Origin of the sequence: Burkholderia stabilis (genome assembly GCF_001742165.1) — a bacterium.
GTDB classification, from domain to species: domain Bacteria; phylum Pseudomonadota; class Gammaproteobacteria; order Burkholderiales; family Burkholderiaceae; genus Burkholderia; species Burkholderia stabilis.
This window is the reverse complement of record NZ_CP016443.1, coordinates 912,347-936,905: the sequence shown is the minus strand read 5'-3', so window position 1 is coordinate 936,905 and position 24,559 is coordinate 912,347. Positions and strand designations below refer to the sequence as shown.

Sequence of the window (24,559 nt, the reverse complement as noted above, 5' to 3'; positions counted from 1 at the left end):
CGTTTCAGTGTTCGTCCTGTGCGCATCTTACCGTCGCGCGCCGGATCGCCTCGGGTCGCGCCGATTATCCCGCCCGGTGCAATAACGCATCCCGCAGTCGGCCCGTAGTGGCGGCAGGCGCGCGATCGTATGCTCGCCGGATGAAATTCGCTTTCCCCAGCCTGCCGCCGTTCGCGGCCGTCCGGGCCGCGCTGCGCGACGCGCGCCCGACGCTGCCGCCCGGCGCGCTCGCGTTCGCGCTGCGCAATACGGCCGCGTCGCTGCTCGCGCTCTATATTGCGTTCCGGATGAATCTCGACGATCCGAAATGGGCCGCGTCGACCGTCTGGATCGTCGCGCAGGGCAGCCGCGGGATGGGGCTGTCGAAGAGCCAGTACCGGATTCTCGGCACCGCGATCGGCGCAGCCGTCGCGCTCGCGCTGACCGGCGCGTTCGCGCAGACGCCCGAGCTGTTCCTGGCGGCGCTTGCCGTATGGATTGGCCTGTGCGCGGGCGTCGCGACGTTCCAGCGGAATTTCCGCGCGTATGCGGCGGTGCTCGCCGGCTATACGGCCGCGATCATCGCGATGGATGCGGTGTCCGCGCCGCTGCATGCGTTCGATATCGCGGTTGCACGGTTCCTGTACGTGGTGGTCGGCATCCTGTGCTGCGCGCTGTTCGATACGGTCTTTGCGCCGGGCGCGCCGCTGAACGATGTCCGTACGCGGCTCAAGCGCTATCTCGACCGTTCGGTGGCGGTCGGTGCGGGCGCGCTGCGCCGTGAGCCGAACGGCGCGGCGGTGCACCGGCTGTTCGCGGACGCGCTCGAACTCGATACGGCCGCCGAATACGCGGCGACCGGCGCGCCGCCGGTGCGCAACGCGATCGGCCATTTGCGCGCCGCGGCGCTGGGCGTGTTGGCGGCACAGGCCGCGGGGCAGGCGATCCGCGAGCACGCGGTGCGCGCCGGCGATGCACCGGACCCGCTGGTTGACGAGGTCGCGCGTGTGCTCGACGGCGTCGCCGCGTCGGGCGACGCCGGGTACGAACTGGCGGCGCTGCGCGCGCGCGTGGACGCAGCGCTGCATGCCGAGGCGGCCGGCCCGGACACGTCGCGCCTGCTGACGCTCGACCGGCTGGCGGCGCTGCTCGCGGGGTTCGACCGCGCATACGCGAGCCAGGCGCAGCTCGACCGGCCGGAGCCGCCGCCTTCACGCGTGCGCTACGCGTTCCACCACGATCCGGTAATCGCATGGCACAACGCGATTCGTGCGTTCCTCGCGGTGATGACCGCGTCGGGGATCTGGATCTTCACCGCGTGGCCGTCGGGCGCCGGTTTCGTCACGATCACGGCCGTGGTCGGCGCATTGTTCTCGACGCGCCCGAATTCGGTGCGCGCGGCTGTTGGGTTTCTGAAAGGCACGGCGTGTGCGGCCGTCGCGGGTGTCGTCTGCAATTTCATCCTGCTGCCCGCCGTGTCGGGCTTCGAGATGCTGGCCTATATCCTCGGCGTGTTCCTGATCGCCGCGGGCATCGCGATCCGGCATCCGCGCACGGCCGCGATGGGCAGCGCGTTTACGATCTTCTTCTGGAATTTCACGTCGCCGGACAATACCGCCCGCATCGGCGACGCCGCGTTTCTGAACAGCGCGCTCGCGACGATGCTCGGGATCGCGTTCGGCGCGCTCGTGTTCGCGCTCGTGTTTCCCGACGATCCCGGCACCAGCCGGCAGCGCCTGCATCGTGCGGTGCGCCGCGACCTGGCAGGCATTGCGCGCGACCCGCGCGCGTGGTCCGCGAGCACGTGGCTCAGCCGTACGGCCGATCGTCTCGCGCGCGAGCTGGGGTTCGCAGGAAGCTTGCCGCAGACGCTGATCGAGCGCGACATGCGCGACCTGCTCGCGATCTGGGGGCTCGGCGACAGCCTGCTGTCGCTCGCCGAACTGGCAGCGCAGGAGCCGGCCGCGCGTCGTGCGGCAACCGTGGTGCGCGGGCGGTGCGCGCGGGCGGAGTTCGCGGAGCTCGACCGGACCTGCGACATGGCAGCCCGCGTGCTGCTGCGGCGCGTGGCCGCTCGCGATGGCGACGACGCGCGCGCGTTGCTGCGCGGGGTTGTGCTGCTGCGGCGAATCGCGGATGCGGCCGCCGAACACGGCGGCTTCCTGCGCGGCCGCCGCGACTGAGCGATGCGGCGGGCGGGTGTTCAACTGAGGCGGTAGGCGCGGCAGGGCGCCACTTCCGCCGGCAGCGGCTCGTGGTTCAGTTCGAGCAGCGTGCGCTCGATCATCCTCGTCATCGCATCGAGCGCGAGATGGTTCGGCCCGTCGCCGAACGGTTCGGCGATCGCATGGGCGATCGCGTCGAGCGCGATCAGCGTATAGGCGACGAACACGGTGACGAACGGCGTCGCCGCGCCGATCGAGTCGACGAGGCCGAACGGCAGCAGCACGCAGTACGCGTAGATGGTCCGGTGCAGCAGCACGTCGTACGAGAACGGGATCGGCGTCGACGCGATGCGTTCGCACCCGCTCACCATCGAGACGAGATCGTCGAGGCGCGCGTCGAGCATCCACAGGCGCGTGTCGGAGAGGCGGCCCGCATCGGCGCGCGCGGCGAAGGCCTCGCGCAGCCCGTGCACGATTGCAACCGGGCGATACCGGGCAGCGGCGATGCGCGCGTAGGTGTCGTCGTCGAGCAGCGCGCGCAGGTCGCCGGCCGGATCGGTGCCGCGCAGTTGATGCTTGAGCGAATAGACGAACGCGACGACCGTGCGCACGAATGCGCGCCGCGCGTCGTCGTCATCGTCGAGCGCACCGTAGCTGAGCGCCTGCGACACCAGCGTGCGCGTGGCGGTCAGCACGCCGCCCCAGAGCTGCCGCGCCTCGCGATAGCGGTCGTAGCTCGCGTTGTTGCGAAACCCCGCGAAGATCGCGAGCGTGAGCCCGATCAGCGTGAACGGCGTCGGGTTCAGCGGCACCTTCTCGCCGAGCACGCGGCCGCCGCCCCACACCGCGACGAGGCTGATCGCGAGCGTCAGCAAGAGCTGCGGCAGGATGGTCGGCAGCACCGAGCCGTTCCAGACGAGCAGCATCCGCAGCCAGTGCTCGCGCGGGCGAACGATCATCGTCGTGCTCCGTCAGGCGGCGATTGACGCCGGTGCGGCAGCGCGATGCAGCAGCACGGGCACCGACTTCGACGTCGGCGTGTTGCACACGTCGCCGACGCTGTCGAGCGGCACGAGCGGGTTGGTTTCCGGGTAATACGCGCCGATGCAGCCGCGCGGGATGTCGTACTCGACGAGCAGGAAGCCGTCCGCGCGCCGCTCGATGCCGTCGTGCCACACCGTTTCCATGTCGACCCATTCGCCGGCCTTCAGGCCGAGCATCGCGAGATCGTCGCGGTTGACGAACACCACGCGGCGCTGGCCGAACACGCCGCGATAGCGGTCGTCGAGCCCGTAGACGGTCGTGTTGTACTGGTCGTGTGAGCGCGTCGTCATCAGCGTCATCAGCCGCTCGCCGTGCAGCGCGCGGGCGCGCTGGATCGGCGTGTCGGTCGGCAGCGCGTGCGCGATGAAGTTCGCCTTGCCCGTGGGCGTGAGCCATTCGCGGTCGCGCGACGCGACCCGCAGGTGGAAGCCGCCCGGCCGCGCGATGCGCGTGTTGTAGTCGTAGAAGCCGTCGAACGTTGCCTCGATCGCGTCACGGATCTTCGCGTAGTCGTCCTTGTACGCGAGCCAGTCGATCTTGCCGCTGCCGAACAAGGCATGGCCCATGTGCGCGACGATTGCGGGCTCCGACATCAGGTTCGGCGACGCCGGCTTGTTCATTCCGTACGACACGTGGACCATGCTCATCGAATCCTCGACCGTCACGCCTTGCGCGACGTTGTCCTGCAGGTCGATCTCGGTGCGGCCGAGCGTCGGCAGGATCAGCGCGTCGCGGCCGTGGATCAGGTGGCTGCGGTTCAGCTTCGTCGTGATGTGCACGGAGAGGTCGCAACGGCGCATGCCTTCCCACGTGCGCGGCGTGTCGGGCGTCGCCATCGCGAAGTTGCCGCCGAGGCCGATCAGCACCTTCACGTGGCCTTCGAGCATGCCTTCGATCGTTTCGACGACGTCGAGGCCGTGGTGGCGCGGCGGTTCGAAATCGAACACGTGGCCGAGCCGGTCGAGGAACGCCTGCGACGGTTTTTCCTCGATGCCGACCGTGCGGTTGCCCTGCACGTTCGAGTGGCCGCGCACCGGGCACAGGCCCGCGCCGGGGCGGCCGATGTTGCCGCGCATCAGCATCAGGTTCGTCAGCATCTGCACGGTCGCGACCGAATGCTTGTGCTGCGTGATGCCCATGCCCCACGTCGCGATCACGCGCTCGCTGCGCGCATAGAGCTGCGCGAGGCCGTCGATCTGCTCGTACGGCACGCCGCTTTCGGCCGTCAGCGCGGACCAGTTTTCGTTGCGCAGATCGTCGGCGAACGCGTCGAAGCCGGCCGTGTGCTCGCCGATGAACGCGGTGTCGAGCACGCGCGGCGCACCGGCGGCGCGCGCGGCGTCGTCGAGTTCGAGCACGCGCTTCGCCATCCCCTTGATCAGCGCGAAATCGCCGCCGATCGTCGGCTGGATGAACGTCGATGCGATCTTGGTGCCCGACATCGTCAGCATCTCGATCGGGCTTTGCGGATCGGCGAAGCGTTCGAGGCCGCGCTCCTTCAGCGGGTTGATCGACACGATCGTCGCGCCGCGCTTCGCGCATTCGCGCAGCTCGCCCATCATCCGCGGGTGGTTGGTCGCCGGGTTCTGGCCGAAGATCAGGAGCGTGTCGGCGTGCTCGAAATCGTCGAGCGTGACGGTGCCCTTGCCGACGCCGACCGATGCCGGCAGCCCGCGGCTCGTCGCCTCGTGGCACATGTTCGAGCAGTCGGGGAAGTTGTTCGTGCCGTACCGCCGCACGAGCAGCTGGTACAGGAACGCCGCTTCGTTGCTCGCGCGGCCGGACGTGTAGAACGCGGCCTGGTTCGGGTCGGGCAGCGCGCGCAGGTGACGCGCGATCAGCTCGAATGCGTCGTCCCAGGCGATCGGCACGTAGCGGTCGGTTTGTGCGTCGTAGGCCATCGGGTCGGTGAGCCGGCCGTGCTGTTCGAGTTCGAAATCCGACTGTTCGAGCAGTTCGGTGACGGTATGCGCGGCGAAGAAGTCGGGCGTCACGCGCTTGCTCGTCGCTTCGGCGGCCACGGCCTTCACGCCGTTTTCGCAGAATTCGAACGTCGATGCGTGCTGGCGGTCGGGCCATGCGCAGCCGGGGCAGTCGAAGCCGTCCGGCTGGTTCTGGCGCAGCAGCGTACGGTAGTTGCCGCCGGCGACCTTTTCCTTGATCAGGTTGATCGTGACGGCTTTCAGCGCGCCCCAGCCGGCGGCCGGGTGGGTGTACGGTTCGATGCGCGCGGTGGAGGATTTCTTTTTCATGGTGCAGCAGGTGTCGGGGGCGATGCGTGCAGAGTACGCGCGGCACCTGTGATGCTGTGTGTACACCTGGTCACTTCAAAAAAGAGTGCAGTTGCAGCCGTTCAGACAGTGCGGATCGCAACTGTGTTGCTGAAGGGAAGTTGAAAGGGAGGCGCGTGAAGCGTTACGAACAACTGGCCGACGATCTCCAGGCGCAGATCGAGCGTGGCGTGTACCGGCCCGGCGAGCGGATTCCGTCGGTGCGGCAGGCGAGCCGGCAGCAGCAGCTCAGCGTCACGACCGTGCTGCGCGCGTACCTCGTGCTGGAAAGCCGCGGCCTGATCGAAAGCCGGCCGCAATCGGGCTATTTCGTGCGGGCGCGCGCGGCGGCGCCGGCCGAGGCAGAACTGCACATGTCGGCGCCGGCGGCCGAGCCGTCGGCCGTGGACGTGAGCCGGCTCGTGCTGTCGACGCTGCGTTCGATTGCGCGCGACGACGCGGTGCCGCTCGGTTCGCCGTATCCCGATGCATCGCAGTTTCCCGTGCAGCGCCTCGCGCGCTATGCGCAGGCGATCGGGCGCCGCCGCACGCGCTGGGGCGTGATCGACGATCTGCCGCCCGGCAACCAGGAGCTGATCCGCCAGATCGCGCGGCGTTACGCGGAGCGCGGAATCGCGGTCGAGCCGGGCGAGATCGTGATGACGATCGGCGCGACCGAGGCGATCAACCTGTGCCTGCAGGCGGTCGCAAAGCCGGGCGACACGATCGCCGTCGAATCGCCGACCTTCTATGCAATGCTGCACGCGATCGAGCGGATGGGCATGCGCGCGCTGGAAGTCGCGACGCACCCGGGCGACGGCATCGATCTCGATGCGCTCGAACGGATTTTCGTACGCGAGCGCATCGCCGCGTGCATGGTGATGCCGAATTTCCAGAACCCGCTCGGTTTCCAGATGCCCGACGCGCGCAAGCGCGCGCTCGTCGAGCTGCTGGCGAAGCACGGCGTGCCGGCGATCGAGAGCGACGTCTATCACGAGCTGCACTTCGGCGACACGACGCCGAGCGCGCTGAAGTCGTTCGACCGCGACGGGCTGGTGCTGCATTGCGCGTCGTTCACGAAGAGCCTGTCGCCGCGCTACCGGATCGGCTGGGCGATGCCGGGCCGCTACCGCGACCAGGTCGAGAAGCTGAAATTCCTGAACACGCTCGCGACGCCCGCGATCGAGCAACTCGCGATCGCCGAGTACCTGAAATACGACGGCTACGATTTCCATCTGCGGCGCATGCGCAAGCAGTACGCGCAGCAGGCGAGCCTGATGAGCGCGATGGTGCGGCGTTTCTTTCCGGAAGGCACGCGGCTGTCGCAGCCGCAGGGCGGGTACGTGCTGTGGGTCGAGCTGCCGCCGCAGGTCGATGCGATGAAGCTGTACACGCTCGCGCTCGCGCAGCGGATCACGGTCGGGCCTGGGCACATGTTTTCGGCGGGCACCGATTACCGGCATTTCATCCGGCTCAACTACAGCTACCCGTGGTCGCGGCAGATCGAGGAAGCGCTGAAGGTGCTCGGGCGGCTCGCGTCGGAGTGCGCGGCGGGGTGAGCGCCGCGATTCCGGGTGTCAGGCGGCGGCCGACAGCCGGCCGCCGTGGCGTGCATCAACCCGCGTGCGGCGCGTGCAGCCCGGCCTGCGCGGCGCCGGCCATCTGCCGCATGTCGAAGCCCGACGGATGCTGGTACACGCGCAGCCCGAACTCCGGCAGCACCGCGATCAGGTGATCGAACAGGTCGGACTGGATGGTCTCGTAGTCGACCCACGTCGTCGTGTCGGTGAAGCAGTACAGTTCGAGCGGAATGCCTTCGGCCGTGAGCGGCAGTTGCCGCGCCATGCAGGTCATGTCGCGGCGGATGCGCGGATGGCCCTTCAGATAGTTCGCGACATACGCGCGGAACGTACCGAGATTCGTCAGCTGGCGGCGGTTCGCCGCGCAGTCGCCGGCCGCACCGAGCGTGCCGTTCCATTGCTCGATCGCGTCGACCTTGTCTTCGAGATAGTCCTTCAGCAGCGTCAGGCGTTCGAGCCGTTCGATCTCGTCGTTGGACAGAAAGCGCACGCTGGTTGCATCGACGAACAGCGCGCGCTTGATGCGGCGGCCGCCCGCTTCGGTCATCCCGCGCCAGTTCTGGTAGCTCTCGGTGATCAGTTTCCACGTCGGCACCGTGATGATCGTGTGATCGAAATTCGCGACCTTGACGGTGTTCAGCGTGATGTCGATGACCGTGCCGTCCGCGCCGGCCGACGGCATCGTGATCCAGTCGCCGATCCGCAGCATGTCGTTCGACGACAGTTGCACGCCCGCGACGAGGCCGAGCAGCGTGTCCTTGAAGATCAGCATCAGCACCGCGGACATCGCGCCGATGCCGGACAGCAGCAGGCCGATCTGTTTGCCGGTCGCATCGCCGATTACGACGAGCGCGGCCGTGATGAACATCACGAGCTTGACGAGCTGCATCGCGCCTTTCAGCGACAGGCGCGGCTGATCGCGCTGGTGCGTGCGATGCGCGTGTTCGAGCGCGGACAGCGTCGCGCTGATGGTCATCGTCACGAGGAACACGATCAGCGCGAACAGCACCTTGTCGGCGGCTTGCGCGGCGGTATCCGGGATGCCGGGCACCGCGCCGAGCCCGAGCTTGATCACGACGAACGGGACGATGCGGTTCAGCCACTTGAACGCGCCGAACTCGAACAGCGCGTCGTCGACGCGCGTGGCCGACAGCCGCGCGAGCCGCGCCACGACGCGAAACAGCAGGAAATGGACAGCGGCCGTGATCGCGCCGGCGGCGGCGAGCAGGACGAGGATGCCGACGAGCGGCGCAAACCAGGATTCGTTCAGGGTCATAACGGCAAACAGGGGCCTTCTCGTGCGTTGAATCGGCGCCGCGATGCGGCGCGCGCCCGGTGAAGGGCACATGAAAGGGACCGTGATTGTGCCATCGGGTTCCGGACGCGTGCCGCGAATGCGCATCGCGCGGCTCCCGAACTTCCTCACCATTGCGCAGGTCTCCTTTGCAATCGGGTGAGGGAGGAAGACGAGGCTGCATCACCGCACGCCGGTGCGCACGCGGGTTGTCGGCCCGCGCCGCATGCGGGCCGGCGATCCGTGCGACGCTGCTTCCGCGAGTGTGGGCAGGCGAACGCACGTGTCGGGCAATCCTGCGATCATGCCGGTTCCGGCGGCGTTGCCGGCGCGCCGTTCGTCGTCGCGAATTGCTGAACCGCCGACGGTGAGCGCCGCGCGGCACCTTCGCGCACTTGCCATGCGGCGCCTGCCCGGGGCACGATGCGCGAACGACTTCGCGAACCCCGTCATCACGCCACTTCGACCTCACGCATTTCACGCATGCAAGACTCCAACGAAAGCCGCTCGTCAGGCGTGCGGCTGCTGAAAGGCATCCTCCCGATCCGCCGCGCAGGGGCGATCCGCGATGTATTCGCGGGCATTTCGCTCGCGTCGATGGACATCCCGCAGGTGCTCGGCTACGCGCGCATCGCCGGCATGCCGGCCGTCACGGGCCTTTACACGGTCTTCCTGCCGCTCGTCGCGTTCGCGTGCTTCGGCGCGTCGCGCCATCTCGTGGTGGCCGCCGATTCGGCGACCGCGACGATCTTCGCGAGCCGGCTGTCGTCGATGGCGCCGGCCGGCAGCGCCGACTATGCGGCGCTGGCCGGCATGGTCGCGCTGCTGACCGCCGCGATGCTGCTGCTCGCGCGCATCTTCAAGCTCGGCTTTCTCGCCGATTTCCTGTCGCGCACGGTGCTGGTCGGCTTTCTCGCCGGCGTCGGCGTGCAGGTGTCGATCGCGATGCTCGGCGACATGTTCGGCCTGTCCGTACCGTATCCGGCGTCGCGCAGCCTCGCGCAACTCGACTATGTCGTCACGCATCTCGTCCACACGAACCGGCCGACGCTCGCGCTCGCGGCGCTCGTCGTCGTCGCGATTCTCGCGTGCAAGCGCTTCCTGCCGCGCGTGCCGATGCCGATGATCGCGGTCGCGGGCAGCATCGCCGCGAGTTATGCATTCGGCTTCGCCGCGCACGGCATCGCGGTGCTCGGGCCGGTCGCGGGCGGGCTGCCGCCGCTGCGCTGGCCGTCCGTCACGTGGCAGCAGTTCCTCGATCTCGTGCCGGTCGCCGCGTCGTGTTTCGTGATGATCATCGCGCAGAGCGCGGCCGCCGCGCGCGTGTTCGCGCAGCAGTACGGCGAGGACGTCGACACCAATGCCGACATCCTCGGCCTTGCCGCCGCGAATGCGGCCGCGGCGGTCGGCGGCGCGTTCGTCGTCAACGGCAGCCCGACGCAGACGGCGATGGCCGACGGCGCGGGCGTGCGCAGCCAGATCGGGCATCTTGCGTTCGCCGCGGTCGTGGCCGTCGTGCTGCTGTTTTTCAGCACGTACCTGCAGTATCTGCCGCACGCGGTGCTGGCCGGCATCGTGTTTACGATCGCGCTCGGGCTGATCAACGTGCGCAGCCTCGCGGCGATTCGCAAGGAAAGCCCGGGCGAATTCACGCTCGCGCTGGTGACGGCCGCGGCCGTCGTGACGGTCGGCGTCGAGCAGGGCATCCTGCTGGCCGTCGCGCTGTCGCTGATGCGGCACGTGCGCCACAGCTACCAGCCGCACACGATGGTGCTGGAACCCGTCGCGGGTAACGGCCGGTGGCAGCCGGTGCCCGCGCGGCCCGGCGCGATGACGGCGCCGGGGCTGATCGTCTACCGGTTCGGTTCCGACCTGTTCTTCGCGAACGACCATCTGTTCGCCGGCGAAGTGGCCGAGCTCGTCGATGCGGCGCCGGAGCCGCCGCGCTGGTTCATCGTCGACGCGGGCGCGATCACCGACATCGACTATTCCGCCGCGCGGACGCTGACCGATCTCGTCAAGACGCTGCGCGCGCGCGGGATCGGCGTGCTGTTCGGCCGCGTCAACCGCTACCTGCGCGCGGACATGGATCGCCACCGGATCACGGAGATTGTCGGCGCGTCGTGCATCTTCCCGACGCTGCATCAGGCGCTGGAGGCGGCCGGCACGACGCCGGCGCCGCAGGAGCCGGGCGTCGTGTAACGCGAAGCGGCGCTAGGCGGCCGCGCGCAAGCGCGCGAAGCCGTTGCGCAGGTGGCGGGCCAGTTCCGCCGCGGCCGGCGTGCGCTGGCCGCGCGGCAGATGAAGATTGATCGCGAAGTTCGGCAGCGCGGGCAGGCCGCTGCCGGCTGGCAGGATGTCGAGGTCGGCCGGCACGGTGGACGCGAGCCACACGGTCACGGCGAGATCGGAGCGTACGGTCGCGGCGGTCGCGTCGATGCTGCCGTTTTCGAACACGGTGCGCCACGCGCGATCGCAGCCGCGCAGCGCGTCGAGCACCGTCGGGCGGAACGCGCAGGTCTGCGCGACCATCGACACGGGCAGCGGCGTGTTCCGGTGCGCGGTGCCGCCTTTCGCGCCGACCCACACCAGGCGGTCGACCGCGATGCACTCGCCGCGCGATGCGCCGACCGGCGCTTCGATCAGTGCGACGTCGAGATCGCCCTGCGTGAGCCCCCGGCGCAGTTCCGGCGATGCCGCGCACACGAGCGAGAGTTCGACCTGCGGATGGGCCTGCGCATAGCCTTTCAGGATCGGCGCGAGACAGGCGCCGACGAGATCCTGCGGGGCGCCGAGACGGACGGCGCCTTCGACCGCGCCGGCCGTCATGTCGGTCAGCAGCGCATCGTGCACGGCGAGCAGCCGGCGCGCCTGCCCAAGCAGACGCTCGCCGGCGGCCGTGAGCACCAGGTTGCGATGCTCGCGGACGAACAGCGGGCCGGACAGCGTTTCGAGCCGTGCGACCTGCTGGCTGACCGCGCCTTGCGTCAGGTGCAGCGCGTGGCTGGCCGCCGTCATGCTGCGATGATCGGCGACCGTGACGAATGCGCGCAGCAGTGCGATGTCGAGATTGCGTACCATGCGTCGCATTATGGATGCTAATGGCAGGCATAAAAAGCTTTCGCTGTCGTAATGCGAGGGTCGCGGGTAAAACGGGGTTTCGACATCGACCACCGGGAGCCGCCGTGCCGCTTCACGACTACCTGCCGCTCGTGCTGTTCGTGATCGTGTCCACCGTGACGCCGGGCGGTGCGACGACGCTCGCCACCGCATCGGGCGCCCATTTCGGCTATCGGCGTTCGCTGCCGATGATGGCGGGTATCGCGGCCGGCCTGGCGTCGATGGCGGCGGCCGCCGCGGCCGGGCTCGGCGGCGTGCTGCTCGCGCTGCCCGCCTTGCAACTCGCGATGAAGGCGGCCGGCTCGTTGTATCTCGTATGGCTGGCCGTGCGCATCGGGCGCGGCGGCAAGCCGCGGCTCGATGCGGCCGTGCACCGGCCGCAAGGGTTCGTCAGCGGCGTATGGATGCTCTGGCACAACCCGAAAGGCTGGGCGATGACGCTCGGCGCGGCCGCGTCGTTCGCCGCGCTCGCGTCCGGCCCGGCGCGGCTCGGCGTGCTGCTCGGGCTGGCGTTCGGCGTGGCTGCGATGGCGTCGCTGTCGCTGTGGTGTTTCGCCGGGCTGCTGTTCGCGCGCGTGTTGCGCACCGAGCGGCAGTGGCGCTGCCTGAATGCCGGGCTGGGCGTGCTGCTGGTGGTGTCGATCGTGCCGATGTGGCTGCCGTAGCGACGCCGCGCGCGCGGCGCGGCGTCGACGGTCAGCGCGAACCGGCGCGCGCGGCGCCGGCGGGTTGCCCGCCCGCGCCGGCCGACCACAACGGCAGCCGCAGCGTCGTGACGAAGCTCGCCGCATGCAGCAGGCAAAGCAGCCCGAACGCCCACGCGTACGCGCCGGCTTGCGTGCCGCCGCCCGATGCCGGTCCGGCTTGCAGCCGCCACGCGAGGAACAGCGTGCACAGCGTCGTGAACGTCGGGCCGCCGAGGCGCTGGACGATATTGAGCGACGTCGTCGCCATCGGCAGGTTGCTGCGCTCGACCGACGCATACGCGGCGGCGATCGACGGCGCACCGATCGCGCTCTGGCCCATGCCGCGCAGAAACAGCGCCGGCACGAGCACCCAGGGGTCGTAGCCGGCGAGGGCGAGGAACACGAGCGGCAGCGTCGCGAGCAGCGCGAGCAAGGCCCCGGCGGCGGCGAGCCGGCGCACGCCGAACCGGCTCGTCAGCGCGCCCATCGACGGATAGGTGACGAGCATGCCGAGCCCGAGCGGCGCCAGCAGCCAGCCCATCTCGCCCGGCGAACGTCCGCACGCCTGGATCAGGAACACGGGAATCAGCATCTGGCCCGCGTACATCGCGCCGTTCGACAGGAACTGGGTGCCGGCCGCCGCGCCGAACACGCGGGAGCGGAACAGCGCGAGATCGATCAGCGCATGCTCGCCCTTGCGCCGCTCGAAGCGCAGGAACGCGGCGAGCAGCAGCGCCGAGCACGCGACGGCGACGACACCGGCCGCCGTGCCGATCCGCTCGGCGCCATACAGGAACAGCACGAGGCCCGGCGACAGCAGCGCGAGGCCGATCCAGTCGAGCTCGCGACGTTGTGCTTCGTCGCGGTCGCCCGGCAGGAACCGCACGGCCAGCGCCAGCGCGAGCGCACCGACGGGCAGGTTCACGAGAAACAGCCAGCGCCACGATGCATGCTGCAGGATCGCGCCGGCGACGACGGGGCCGAGGATCGGCGCGAGCAGCACGGGCACCGCCGCGTAGCCGATCACGCGCGCCATCTGCTGGCCGGCCACGCGCGCGATCATCATCTGCGCCATCGGCGCGAGCAGCCCGCCGCTGACGCCTTGCAGCACGCGGAACGCGATCAGCGACGGCGCGGACCACGCGAGCCCGCACAGCGCCGACGTGAGCGTGAACGTGGAGAAGCACCACAGGTAGAGCGCCTTCGCGCCGATGCGGTCGACGAGCCAGCCGTTCAGCGGCAGCACCAGCGTCAGCGCGAGCAGGTAGCCGCTCGTGACCCACTGGATCGTCGACAGGCTCGCGTGCAGGTCGGTCGCGAGGCTCGACAGCGACACGTTGACGATCGTCGCGTCGAGCTGCGACAGCAGCGAGCCGAGCGTCGCGACCGCGCTGACCTTCCAGATCGACGGATCGAGCCGGCCCGCGGCCGATGCGCGGGCGCCGCTCACGCGCCGCGCTGGTCGAGCAGCGCGAGGATGTCCTGCGTCGAGCCCGTTTCGCCGAGGCGCGGGAAGATGCGCTCGACGCTGTTCACGTGCGCGTCCGCGTTGAGGTCGGTCATCGCGTCGATGGCGAGCGTCACGTTGTAGCCGAGTTCGTGCGCGTACCGCGCGGTCGATTCGACGCCGATGCTCGTCGCGACGCCGGTCAGCACGATCTGCGTGACGCCGGCCGCCTTCAGGTGCGCGTCGAGATCCGTGCCGGTGAACGCGCCCCAGGTCTTTTTCGTCACGAGGTGGTCGCCCGGCTGCCGGTTCAGTTCGGGCACGAGTTCGGTCCAGTCGGCGGGGAGCGCATCCGTGCGCATCTGCTGCTGCGTGCGGCCCGGTGCGCCGCCGGCGACGTTGACGAGCACGACCGGCAGGCCGCGGCTGCGGAATGCGTCGAGCAGTGCGCGCGCGTGCGCGACTACCGGTGCGACCGGATGCGCGGTGGGGAGGGCGACGATGCCTTTCTGCAGGTCGATGACGACGAGTGCCGTGTTCGTGTCGAGACGGGTTGCGCTCATGATGGGCTCCGTGAAAAAGGGCGAAGGGGGCCGTGCGCGCGGCGGTTGCGTGGCGCGCGGGCCGGATTCATTGCTCGCCGATCCGGCGGATCAGCGGGATCGCCGCGGCGAGCGCGTCGATTTCGTCGGGGTCGAGTCTGGCGATTGCGGCGCCGAGCCACTGGTGCTTCGCAGCATTGCGCTTGCGCCGCGCATCGAGGCCGGTCGCGGTCAACTGGAACAGGATCTGGCGGCCGTCGGTCGGATGCGGCTCGCGCTCGACGAGGCCGTCTTCCTCGAGGCTCGCGAGGATCGCCTTCATCGACTGCGGCTTCATGGCCTCGGCGCGGGCGAGATCGGCGGTCGTCATCGGCCCGTGTCGTTCGAGCCGCGCGAGCGCGCTGGTCTGCGACATGCCGAGTCCTTCGGATTCGACCTCGGAGCGGAGCCGGCGGATCAACTGGCCGACCGCGAGGGTCAGGTCGGCGGCGACGAGGGCGGCGGAAGCGCCGGGTTTGCGTGGCGGGTTCATGCGGCGAATCATAGGATATGACAGTTAAACTTGCAAGTTTAACTGTCGAATTGGCCGCCGAATCGTGGCGCCGGCCGGCGCGCGGTTATGCGCGGCGGGGCGCGACTGCTACGACTTCGTTGTATTTCGGGGTGGCGTTCTCGTGCAGCAGGTCGCCGAGATATTGCGCGAGTTCGTCCGCGGCGAGCGCGGACGGAATCTGCAGGTTGGCGGGGCGCCGCTTGCCTTCGGTGCCCAGATCGAACACGGCCCAGCGGCCGTTCTTGCGCACGACGGCGAGCAGCTGTCCGAATGCGTTGAAGCGGTATTCGTCCTGCATCGCATTACTCCCCTGGCGTGAATGCGCCGGCCGCCTGCGTGGGCTTACTGGATCGAGCAGGTCAGCCAGCGATGGATTTTGAGTGCATCGCTCGAGACGCCGGCGCGCGTCGGTGCGCCGAGCAGCACCACCGTTTCACGGCGGCCCTTCACGCGCATGCGCATCACGACGCCGTGCCCCGATTCGTTGATGAAGCCGGTTTTCTGCAGCCGGATCGGCAGGCGGCGGTAGCGAACCAGCGGGTCGGAGTTCACGTACAGCAGCTCGCCGTCGCCGGGACGCACGGTGGTCGACGTATCCGTCGAGAAGTAACGGATCAGCGGGTCCTGCGCTGCCGCGCCGACGAGCCGTGCAAGATCCTCGGCCGTCGACACGTTGTGCGGCGACAGGCCGGTCGGCTCCCGGAAATGCGTGTGGCGCATGCCGAGCCGCCGCGCTTCGCGGTTCATCGCCTTGACGAAAGCCGCGCGCCCGCCCGGATAGTCGCGGCTCAACGCGGCGGCCGCGCGGTTTTCCGACGACATCAGCGCGATATGGAACATGTCGCGGCGCGACAGCTCCGAGCCGACCTGCAAGCGCGAGCCGGTGAACTTGATCGTGTCCCGGTCGTGCGCGGTGACGCGCAGCACGCCGTTCAGCGGACGGTCGGCGTCACGCGCGACGACGGCCGTCATCAGCTTCGAGATCGACGCGATCGGCCGCACGGTGCGCGCGTTGCGCGCCAGCAGCGGCGTGCCGGAATCGACGTCGAGCACGTAGGCCGCGCGTGAATGCAGCGACCTGACCGCGCGCGGGCTGTAGCCGCAGCTGGCCATCAGGCGCGGCCTGGCGGGCGCCGGGCGCGGGCGTACGGCGGTCGTGCGCTTCGCGCGGCGCTGCTGCGGGGCCGGCGCCGCGTGACGCTTGACGGCATGATGCTTCGCGCGCGGGCGGCGGTGCTTGACGGCCTTGCTGTTGCGGTGTGCCGGCTTCTTCTTGACGGCCTTCGTCTGCGCATGGGGCGTGCGATGCGGCTGCGTGCGCTGCGCGGACGCGTTCGCGGCGAACGCGAGCAGCAGGAACGAGAGAGCGAGGATCAGGGTGGTCCGGGTGCGGGTCAGGCGCGCGATGAGGCCGGTCAAGCGAAAGTCTCCTTTTCACGCGCGATGCGGCTGCGCGGAATCCATGGTCGGTCAGCGGGTGCGGGAAATTATAAGGTCGATCGCGCGACGATGACGATCGAAGCGAATGCAATGACGCGTGATGCGGAGGGATTCCGGTCGTTCTTGTGCTGTCGATCAGTGATGCACGCGCGGTGAGAACCGTCAAGGCGTGCCGTTCCGGGCCGCTATGCCTCGAGACAGCGCGGGTTCCGCGTCGCTGTCCGGCGCCGCCGTTCAGCGCGGCCAGTTCCGCCGCGACACGACCGCGAAACTGATGGCGATCGAACCCGTCATGGCGCGCGGCGGCGCGTCTTCGATCGCATCGCCGAAACGAAAGCGGCGGCTGCGTCCGTCGGTGCGTTCGATGCGACGTTTCGGTGCGCGCGCATCGACCGCGGCGGCAGGTTCGTTCGCGACCGCTGCATCGCAAGACGGGTCGGCGACGCACTCGGCCGCATGATCTGGAGACATGACAGTGAATTCCGGGAAGGGCATGTCCGTATTGAACGTCATTGCATTCGATCAGTAAAATGAATGTTTCGATCGATATGATTCTTTTGAAGAATGGAACTGAAACTGCTGCGAACGTTCCTGACTGTCACCGAGCTGTGTCATTTCAGCCGCGCGGCCGATGCGCTGCACATGAGCCAGCCGGCACTGAGCAAGCAGATCGGCGCGCTCGAGGCGAGCCTCGGCGGCAAGCTGTTCGAGCGCGGGCGGCACGGCGCGGAGCTGACGCCGTTCGGCGAGCGCTTCCTGCCCGACGCGCAGGCGCTCGTGCGCGATGCCGACGAGATCCTCGCGCGTGCGCGGGAGGCGACCAGCGGGCAGCGCGGCCATCTGCGGCTCGGCATCTGCCTGTCGGTGCTGACGCTCGTGCCGAAGCTCGTCGCGGAATTTCGCCGCCGCAATCCGGGCATTGCCGTCACGCTGAGCGACCTGTCGTCGTCCGAGCGGACGCGCCGGCTGCGCGCGGGCAAGCTCGACGCCGGTTTCCTGCGCCTGCCGTCCGACGACGGGCTGTCGTCGTTCAAGGTGATCGACGAAGGGCTCGCGCTCGCGGTGCCGCCGCATCTCGGCTTCAAGCGCGTGCCGGCCGACCTCGACGTGCTCAACGAGATCGGCTTCATCGCGCTGCAACGCGCGCGCGGCCCGGGGCTGGCCGCGCAGATCGACCGCTGGTGCGTCGAGCGCCGCTTCGTGCCGCACGTGACGCAACAGGCGGAGGATGTGCAGTCGGTGCTGACGTCGGTTGCGGCCGGCGTCGGCGTCGCATTCATCCCGTCGCGTGCGCAGTACCTGCTGCGCGACGCGACGGTGCTGCCGCTCGACGGCAAGGATGCGAAGTGGCGCGTGGGGCTCGCATGGCTGTCGGATCGAGACGATCCCGTCACGACGCATTTCGTGTCGTTCATGCGTGCGGCGATCAAGGGTGCGTGACCGGGCGTATAGTGTTCGCGATTGCATCCTGAATGCCGGTCCGGCGCCGGCTCACGTACCCGAACGATGACTTCAGAATCCGACGAATCCCCGCTCGATCCCGCACTCGTTGCGACACTCGCGACGCTGAACGAGGCTGCGAGCGATCCGGCCGGCAAGACCTGGTCGCTGCCGAAGATCGCGAAACGCACGCAGTTGCCGATGAGCACGCTGCGCCGCGTGCTGACGCAGCTCGACGGCGCGGGCCTCAGCACGACGACGCTGAACGAGGACGGCACCGGCAGCGCCGCGCTGACCGAAGAAGGGCGAGCCGTGTGTGCGCAACTGTTCGGCGCGAACGACGCCGGGTGAAAGAAAAACGGGCCGCTGATGCGGCCCGTCGTATTGCTCCGGTTCATGCGGGGCGCCGTGCATTACCACGGCGCCGTCACGGCCCTCACCGAATATCGGCAGAGCCGGACGTTCCGCCCGCGCACGTCGCGCGGGCCGACGGACATCAGAACCACTGCTTGTAGCGGCGCACGTAGATCGTCTTGACGATCTGCGCGAGCAGGATGTAGCCAACCATCGTCGCCGCGAGCCACAGCCAGTAGGTGCCCGGCAGGTGCATGAAGCCGATCGCGTCGGCGAACGGCGAGAACGGCAGCCAGCAGCCGATCGCGATCGCGGTGAACGTCGACAGCAGCACCGGCAGCGAGGCCGTGCTCTGCAGGAACGGGATCTTCTGCGTGCGCAGCAGGTGCACGACGAGCGTTTGCGACACGAGGCTCTCGATGAACCAGCCCGAGTTCATCACGATCTGGCCGCCCGTACCGCCGTGCAGGTGGTACATCGCGCCTGCGCCGAACACGGTCCACATCAGCACGTAGGTCGTGATGTCGAACACCGACGACGTCGGCCCGACCCACAGCATGAAGCGGCTGATGTTGCCGGCTTCCCACTTGCGCGGCTTCTTCAGGAACTCGGGGTCCATCTTGTCCCACGGCAGCAGCATCTGCGACGTGTCGTAGATCAGGTTCAGCACGAGCAGCTGTGTCGCAAGCATGGGCTCCCACGGCAGGAACGCGCTGGCGACGAGCACCGAGAACACGTTGCCGAAGTTCGAGCTCGCGGTCATGTTCAGGTACTTGAGGATGTTGCCGAACGTCTCACGGCCCTTGATCACGCCTTCCTCGAGCACCATCAGGCTCTTTTCGAGCAGGATGATGTCGGCGGTTTCCTTCGCGATGTCGGCGCCGCTGTCGACCGAGATGCCGACGTCGGCGTCGCGCAGCGCGGGCGCATCGTTGATGCCGTCGCCGAGGAAGCCGACCGTGTGGCCGTTCGCCTGCAGCGCCTTCACGATGCGCGCCTTCTGCAGCGGCGTGAGCTTCGCGAACACGGTCGTGCGTTCGACCACCTGCGCGAGCGTCGCATCGTCGAGCGCTTCGATTTCCGCGCCGAGGATCGGCTTGCCGGGTTCGAGGCCGACCTGGCGGCACACCTTCATCGTGACGATCGGGTTGTCGCCCGTCAGCACCTTCACCGCGACGCCGTTTTCGCGCAGCGCGGCGAGCGCCGGCGCGGCCGATTCCTTCGGCGGATCGAGGAAGGTGAGGAAGCCGCGCACGACGAGATCGCGTTCGTCGGTGGTGCGGTACTGCTCGCGTTCTTCGCCGCGCGGGATCGTGCGCGTCGCGAGCACGAGCACGCGGAAGCCGTCCTCGTTGTACGCGTTGGCCTGTTCGAGCAGCCGCTTGCGCGCGACGAAGTCGAGCGGGCGCACGCCGTCTTCATCCTGCACGTGCGTGGAGACGGCCAGCATTTCCTCGACCGCGCCCTTGCAGACCAGCAGGTGCGTGCCGCGCGTATCCTCGACGACGACCGACAGGCGGCGCCGCACGAAATCGAACGGCAGTTCGTCGATCTTCTTGTAGCCCTGCGGTTTCACGCGTTCGCCGATCTCGTCGGCGCGCGCGACGACCGCGATGTCGATCAGGTTCTTCTGGCCGCTCTGGTGGAAGCTGTTCAGCCAGCCGAGCCGCAGGATTTCCTCGTTTTTGTGACCGGACAGGTCGAGGTGGTGTTCGAGGATGATCTTGTCCTGCGTGAGCGTGCCGGTCTTGTCGGTACACAGCACGTCCATCGCGCCGAAGTTCTGCACCGAGTTCAGCCGCTTGACGACGACCTTGCGGCGCGCCATCGCGATCGCGCCGCGTGCGAGGTTCGCGCTGACGATCATCGGCAGCATCTCGGGCGTGAGACCCACGGCCACCGCGAGCGCGAACGTGAGCGCGCTCAGCCAGTCGCCCTTGGTCAGCCCGTTGATCATGAACACGATCGGCACCATCACGAACATGAACTTGATCAGCAGCCAGCTCACGCTCGCGACGCCGCGGTCGAAGCTCGTCTCGATGCGCTTGTGGCTCACGACGTTGCGTGCGAGCGAACCGAAGTACGTGTCTTCGCCGGTCGCGACGACCACGGCCGTCGCCGTGCCGCTGACGACGTTGGTGCCCATGAAGCACACGTTCTCGAGATCAAGCAGCGATGCGGAAGCATCGTTCGCCGCGCTGGCCGCGCGCGTGTTCGCGGATTTGCCGGCCACCGCCCCGAGCGTGTCGTACTTCTCGACGGGCAGCGCCTCACCGGTCAGCACGGCCTGGCTGATGAACAGGTCGCGCGACGCGATCAGGCGCACGTCGGCGGGGATCATGTCGCCGGCCGACAGGTGCACGATGTCGCCGGCCACGACGTCGCGCATCGGCACTTCGCGGCGCGAGGGTTCGGCCGTGTCGGTCACCGCGCGTTGCACGGTGGCCGTCGTGCGGACCATCGCCTTGAGTTTTTCGGCCGCGCGTAGCGAACGGAATTCCTGCACGAAGCGCAGCAGCGCGCTGATCGTGACCATCGTCAGCAGGATCGTCATGCCGACATAGTCGCGATCGTCGGGCGCCGCGAAGTAGACGTCGGTGAAGAAGCTGATGGCGGCCAGCACCAGCAGCACGTAGACGAACGGGTTGTGGAACGACAGCAGCAGCTGGCGGGTCCAGTGCGGCGGCTTGTCGTGCGCGATTTCGTTCGGGCCGTAGTGCTGCAGGCGGTCGGCGGCCTGGTCGTAGGTGAGGCCGCGCGTGCTGGAGTGCAGTGTCTTCAGCGTGTCTTCGAGCGGGCGGGCCGCTTCCTGCGCGGCGCGCATGATGCGCGGTTCGTTCTGCTGGCTGGCGCCGGCGTTGATGAAGCCGCGCTGTTTCTTTTGCGATGTATTTCGTTGTGTCATGAGTCGCTCCTTGCGCACGGGGCGGCGGGCGGGGAGCGACCGTGACGTTATCGACGCACGAGCGCTCCCCGCCGCGTCGCGTCTGGCGCGATCGGCTGTGGATCGGTGAAGGCGGGAACGCTCGCCGGCGCGCAGGGTGCGGTCGGACGGTCGATGCGCAGCGTCGCACCGGCGAGCGGTAATCGACTACTGTCGTCTGAGTTCATCTGCACTCCTGTCGGTAGCGGATAGTCGGCACGGGCGATCGGCGGCCGCGCACGCACGAAGGCGCGCGGCCGGACGGCACGCGAACGGGGAATGCACGCGGCTGGCGCTGCGCGCAACACGAACGCACGCGCGCGACGACGCGTCGCGTGCATTCGGCACATTCAAAAAATTCGGCGGGGAATCTGGCCAGTCAGGCCGGAAGGACGCCGCATCCTGCTTCCCGGGATGCGGCAGAAGACGAGGCTCTGCGCGTTTTCCTCAGGCAGCAGTCAAGTTGGTCGAGCACCAACTACAACTCGCATCGGTGTTCACAGAACACTCCATGTAATTAGACGGGGCCGATGGTAATGGCTCGTCGTGCGAAGCGTCAACCCTTTTGTCAGGCGTTTCGTGCGAAACGTAACCGGGCCGATGCGTGGACCGTAACGCGAGCGCCGGCGCGCCGAAAAACGAGCCGCGCGCATGCCATGTCGGCATGCGCGCGGCCGTGTCGAAGCAGGGCGCCGGTTACTGGTTGGCGGCCGCGACGGCGGCTCCCGCGTCGACGATGCCCGAGCCTGCCGGCATCGCGGTGCACGACGTGCCGGCCGCCAGCTTGGTCGTGCGTGCGCCGCCTTGCAGCTTCTGCTGGATCTGCGCGGGGGTGAGGTTGCCGTTCACCGAGAGCATCAGTGCGGCGACGCCCGTGACCTGCGGCGTCGCGAGGCTCGTGCCGTTCGCGAGGCCGTAGGTGTCCGAGCCCGGCGTCGTCGTGCCGGTGTTCGACGTCGACAGGATGTTGACGCCCGGCGCGCTCAGCGTGACATCGGCGCCGAAGTTGCTGAACGATGCGCGGCGGCCCGTTGCGTCGGTCGCGCCGACGCTGATCACGCCGCGGCAGTTCGCGGGCTGGTCGAGCCCGGTCGACAGACCGTCGTTGCCGGCCGCGACCACGACGGTCACGCCCTTCGCGGTCACGTCGTCGATCGCCTGCTGGAACGTCGTGCTGCATGCGCCGACGCCGCCGAGGCTCAGGTTGATGACCTTCGCGGGGTTGGGGTTGTTCGGCACGCCGTTTACCGGGATGCCGGCTGCCCAGCGCATCCCGTCGGCGATGTCGCTCGTCACGCCGCCGCACTTGCCGAGTACGCGCACCGGCAGGATCCGGCCGAGCCACGATACGCCCGCGACGCCGATGCCGTTGTTGGCGGTCGCGCCGATCACGCCCATCACGCGCGTGCCGTGCCAGCTGCTGTTGCTCGGTTCGCTCGCGCAGTGATAGTACGGGCCGCTTGCATTGTCGAGTTCCTGCTGCGTGACCCAGTCGCCGGGATCGCTCGCATCCGGGCCGCGCGTCAGGCCGTTGTTGCTGGTGTTGACGTTGCTGATGAAGCTGTAGCCCTGCAGCGTCAGGTTGCCGACGAGATCCGCATGCGGCCGGTAGCCGGTGTCGAGCACGGCCGTGACGACGGTCGGCGAACCCTTGGTGGTGTTCCAGGCGAGCGGCAGGTCGATACCGGCCGTCGGGTCGGACAGGTTCCACTGCTGGCTGTACAGCGGGTCGCTCGGCGTGTCGCGGATCTGCATCGGGTGATCCGGTTCCGCGTAGTCGACGTCGGCATCGGCCGCGAACGCCTGCGCGAGCGCGGTCGCGTCGGTGGCCGCGATGCGCTGGCCGAGCGACAGCACGGCCGCGCCGTTCGAGATCGTCCGTTCGACCTGCACGTTCAGCGGCGCTTGCGCAACCGAGCTGGCATAGGCGCGTGCGCTGCCGGCCACCGGTGCGGTCCAGCGCGTCATCGAGCGCTGGATCACCGCGTCGAGCCGCGTCCCGTTGTCGATGGTTGCCATCGCCCGTGCGGCGGTCAGCGTCTTCAGCTTGACGATCAGGTGATCGACCGGCGCTTCGGCCGGCGCGGTCTGCGCGGCCATCTGCACGGCGGCCTGCTGCGTCGCGCACGCGTTGCTGCCGGACGAGGCGGGCGGGTTCGTGGGGTTGGGGGACGGGGACGGGGCCGGTGTCGGCGCCGGGGCGTTGTTGGAGGAAGACGGGTTGCTGCCGTCGCCGCCGCCTCCGCCACCACAGCCGGACAGGGGCAGGAGGGCGGCGGCGGACAGCACGCCGACGAGCATGCGCGCATGTGCGGAGCGCGCCAGCGCGAAATTGAAACGTTTGGCTCTCATGTTGAAACTCGATCCTCGTAGATAACCGTCGTGCCGGCGGTGGCGCTGGTCCGGCGAACCCGGACCTTGTCGTTTTTGTCTGGCGGCCGCGGCAGGGTTGCTGCGACGCGCCATGCACTGGGTAACGGCCAGCGCGGCGGCTTCTTGAGTACGTTTCGCGAGAAAAACGGGGGGCGGCGCAAACGATTACGTTGCGGCGTTGCGGCACGAACGCATGTTTGGAACGCGTGACCCAAAAGACAGGTTCGCGCCCGCACGCGGCCGGTCGGGCGAAATGCGCGGCGCGAGCCGGTTTGCGCGGTACGGAAAACGGGCCGGGCGGCCCGGACGCGATGGAAGGTTGTTTACGCTTTCCCTGATGCGACGCGAATTTTGTCGGGCGTACGATCGCGATTCGATCAACGTTTCGTCAGGAGAAAAGCATGGATCGCCGCTTCCGTTGGCTGGCTGTCGCGCTGTCCTGCGCGCTGGCAAGCGCCGCGCACGCGCAGGCCCTCACCGGCACGCTGAAGAAGATCAAGGACACGGGCATCGTGTCGCTCGGCATTCGCGAATCGTCGGTGCCGTTCTCGTATTCGGACAACCAGCAGAAGAACATCGGCTATTCGCGGGACATCGCGTCGCGCATCATCGACCAGCTGAAAACGGAGCTGAGCCTGCCGAACCTCGCGGTGAAGGAAATCCCGATCACGTCGCAGAACCGGATTCCGCTGCTGCAGAACGGGACGATCGATTTCGAGTGCGGATCGACGACGAACACGCTCGAACGGCAGAAGCAGGCCGCGTTCTCGAACAGCATCTTTCTGTACGGCATCCGCTTCAGCACGCGCAAGGATTCGGGCGTGAAGGACTTCTCTGACCTGGCCGGCAAGACGGTCGCGACGACGGCCGGCACGTCCGACGAACGCCTGCTGCGCAAGCTCAACGAAGAGAAGGCGATGAACATGACGATCATCAGCGCAAAGGACCACGCCGAAGCGTTCATGAACGTCACGACCGGGCGCGCGGTCGCGTTCGTGATGGACGAGCCGCTGCTGTACGGCGAGATCGCGAAGGACCGCAACCCGGGCGCGTACACGGTGACGGGCACGCCGCTCGTCCACGAAAATTACGCGTGCATGATGCGCAGGGACGATCCGGCGTTCAAGCATGTCGTCGACGGAGTGATCGCGAAGATGCAGACGTCGGGCGCGGCCGAGAAGCTCTACAACCAGTGGTTCACGCAGCCGATTCCGCCGAAGGGCGTGAGTCTCGGCTATCCGCTGTCGGCGGAGATGAAGCAGCTGTTCAGGAATCCGACCGACCAGGCACAGTACTGATTTCGGTACTGAAATGAAAAGCCGCCGGTGTGGGCCGGCGGTGTCGGGGGT

The 24,559-nt window shown here is 68.5% G+C and carries 19 protein-coding genes; 7 read left to right on the top strand and 12 right to left on the bottom strand.

All coding sequences use genetic code 11. From position 1 onward, the window contains the following. Positions 1 to 140 precede the first annotated feature (140 nt). A complete protein-coding gene (locus BBJ41_RS22220; protein WP_069748457.1) occupies positions 141 to 2,162 on the top strand; it encodes an FUSC family protein in 2,022 nt (673 codons plus the stop codon). Between the two features lie 20 nt (positions 2,163 to 2,182). Here BBJ41_RS22220 and BBJ41_RS22215 read toward each other — a convergent pair whose 3' ends face one another. Both BBJ41_RS22215 and BBJ41_RS22210 read right to left on the bottom strand, forming a co-directional pair. Beyond that, entirely contained in the window at positions 2,183 to 3,103 is a 921-nt protein-coding gene (locus tag BBJ41_RS22215; protein ID WP_069748456.1) for a bestrophin family protein, read from the bottom strand. A 12-nt stretch (positions 3,104 to 3,115) separates the two neighbouring features. Beyond that, positions 3,116 to 5,440 carry an FdhF/YdeP family oxidoreductase gene (locus tag BBJ41_RS22210; RefSeq protein ID WP_069748455.1) on the bottom strand — a complete coding sequence of 775 codons (2,325 nt, stop codon included), beginning with the start codon at positions 5,438 to 5,440 and terminating at the stop codon, positions 3,116 to 3,118. Positions 5,441 to 5,595: 155 nt separating this feature from the next. Between BBJ41_RS22210 and BBJ41_RS22205 the strand changes: the two genes are divergently transcribed. Continuing rightward, positions 5,596 to 7,017, top strand: a complete 1,422-nt coding sequence (locus BBJ41_RS22205; RefSeq protein WP_069748454.1) for an aminotransferase-like domain-containing protein — start codon at positions 5,596 to 5,598, stop codon at positions 7,015 to 7,017. A gap of 55 nt (positions 7,018 to 7,072) precedes the next feature. Here BBJ41_RS22205 and BBJ41_RS22200 read toward each other — a convergent pair whose 3' ends face one another. Continuing rightward, on the bottom strand, positions 7,073 to 8,314 hold the full coding sequence (locus BBJ41_RS22200) for a mechanosensitive ion channel family protein (RefSeq protein WP_069748453.1): 1,242 nt from the start codon (positions 8,312 to 8,314) through the stop codon (positions 7,073 to 7,075). 501 nt (positions 8,315 to 8,815) lie between these two features. Between BBJ41_RS22200 and BBJ41_RS22195 the strand changes: the two genes are divergently transcribed. Next, positions 8,816 to 10,534: a SulP family inorganic anion transporter gene (locus BBJ41_RS22195; protein ID WP_069748452.1), complete on the top strand. Its 1,719-nt coding sequence runs from the start codon at positions 8,816 to 8,818 to the stop codon at positions 10,532 to 10,534. Positions 10,535 to 10,546: 12 nt separating this feature from the next. Here BBJ41_RS22195 and BBJ41_RS22190 read toward each other — a convergent pair whose 3' ends face one another. Beyond that, on the bottom strand, positions 10,547 to 11,422 hold the full coding sequence (locus BBJ41_RS22190; protein WP_069748451.1) for a LysR substrate-binding domain-containing protein: 876 nt from the start codon (positions 11,420 to 11,422) through the stop codon (positions 10,547 to 10,549). 95 nt (positions 11,423 to 11,517) lie between these two features. Here BBJ41_RS22190 and BBJ41_RS22185 point away from each other — a divergent pair, with 95 nt between their 5' ends. Then, entirely contained in the window at positions 11,518 to 12,117 is a 600-nt protein-coding gene (locus tag BBJ41_RS22185) for a LysE family translocator (RefSeq protein WP_069748450.1), read from the top strand. A 31-nt stretch (positions 12,118 to 12,148) separates the two neighbouring features. Here the strand turns inward: BBJ41_RS22185 and BBJ41_RS22180 are convergent, their stop codons facing one another. The 6 genes from BBJ41_RS22180 to BBJ41_RS22155 all read right to left on the bottom strand — a co-directional run bounded on the left by BBJ41_RS22180 (position 12,149) and on the right by BBJ41_RS22155 (position 16,633). After that, positions 12,149 to 13,588, bottom strand: a complete 1,440-nt coding sequence (locus BBJ41_RS22180) for a DHA2 family efflux MFS transporter permease subunit (RefSeq protein WP_069748449.1) — start codon at positions 13,586 to 13,588, stop codon at positions 12,149 to 12,151. Further along, a complete protein-coding gene (locus BBJ41_RS22175; RefSeq protein WP_069748448.1) occupies positions 13,585 to 14,148 on the bottom strand; it encodes an isochorismatase family protein in 564 nt (187 codons plus the stop codon). Before BBJ41_RS22175 ends, BBJ41_RS22180 begins: the two co-directional genes overlap by 4 nt. Before the next feature lie 67 nt (positions 14,149 to 14,215). Then, the gene (locus BBJ41_RS22170) at positions 14,216 to 14,671 is read right to left on the bottom strand and encodes a MarR family winged helix-turn-helix transcriptional regulator (protein WP_069748447.1); all 456 of its coding nucleotides are present in this window, start codon (positions 14,669 to 14,671) and stop codon (positions 14,216 to 14,218) included. A gap of 73 nt (positions 14,672 to 14,744) precedes the next feature. Next, on the bottom strand, positions 14,745 to 14,978 hold the full coding sequence (locus tag BBJ41_RS22165; RefSeq protein ID WP_069748446.1) for a DUF7661 family protein: 234 nt from the start codon (positions 14,976 to 14,978) through the stop codon (positions 14,745 to 14,747). Between the two features lie 44 nt (positions 14,979 to 15,022). Next, positions 15,023 to 16,099: a serine hydrolase gene (locus tag BBJ41_RS22160; protein ID WP_069748445.1), complete on the bottom strand. Its 1,077-nt coding sequence runs from the start codon at positions 16,097 to 16,099 to the stop codon at positions 15,023 to 15,025. Between the two features lie 255 nt (positions 16,100 to 16,354). Then, the gene (locus BBJ41_RS22155; protein WP_069748444.1) at positions 16,355 to 16,633 is read right to left on the bottom strand and encodes a hypothetical protein; all 279 of its coding nucleotides are present in this window, start codon (positions 16,631 to 16,633) and stop codon (positions 16,355 to 16,357) included. Between the two features lie 51 nt (positions 16,634 to 16,684). On the opposite strand from BBJ41_RS22155, the gene BBJ41_RS22150 reads away from it, so the two are divergent. Beyond that, on the top strand, positions 16,685 to 17,560 hold the full coding sequence (locus BBJ41_RS22150; protein WP_069748443.1) for a LysR family transcriptional regulator: 876 nt from the start codon (positions 16,685 to 16,687) through the stop codon (positions 17,558 to 17,560). A gap of 66 nt (positions 17,561 to 17,626) precedes the next feature. Next, positions 17,627 to 17,911: a transcriptional regulator gene (locus BBJ41_RS22145; RefSeq protein ID WP_069748442.1), complete on the top strand. Its 285-nt coding sequence runs from the start codon at positions 17,627 to 17,629 to the stop codon at positions 17,909 to 17,911. Between the two features lie 145 nt (positions 17,912 to 18,056). On the opposite strand, the gene mgtA is transcribed toward BBJ41_RS22145, so the two are convergent. Both mgtA and BBJ41_RS22135 read right to left on the bottom strand, forming a co-directional pair. Next, on the bottom strand, positions 18,057 to 20,819 hold the full coding sequence (gene mgtA, locus BBJ41_RS22140; protein WP_069748441.1) for a magnesium-translocating P-type ATPase: 2,763 nt from the start codon (positions 20,817 to 20,819) through the stop codon (positions 18,057 to 18,059). A 714-nt stretch (positions 20,820 to 21,533) separates the two neighbouring features. After that, positions 21,534 to 23,189 carry a S8 family peptidase gene (locus BBJ41_RS22135; protein ID WP_069748440.1) on the bottom strand — a complete coding sequence of 552 codons (1,656 nt, stop codon included), beginning with the start codon at positions 23,187 to 23,189 and terminating at the stop codon, positions 21,534 to 21,536. 422 nt (positions 23,190 to 23,611) lie between these two features. Here BBJ41_RS22135 and BBJ41_RS22130 point away from each other — a divergent pair, with 422 nt between their 5' ends. Further along, on the top strand, positions 23,612 to 24,508 hold the full coding sequence (locus BBJ41_RS22130; RefSeq protein WP_069748439.1) for a glutamate/aspartate ABC transporter substrate-binding protein: 897 nt from the start codon (positions 23,612 to 23,614) through the stop codon (positions 24,506 to 24,508). Positions 24,509 to 24,559: the final 51 nt, after the last annotated feature.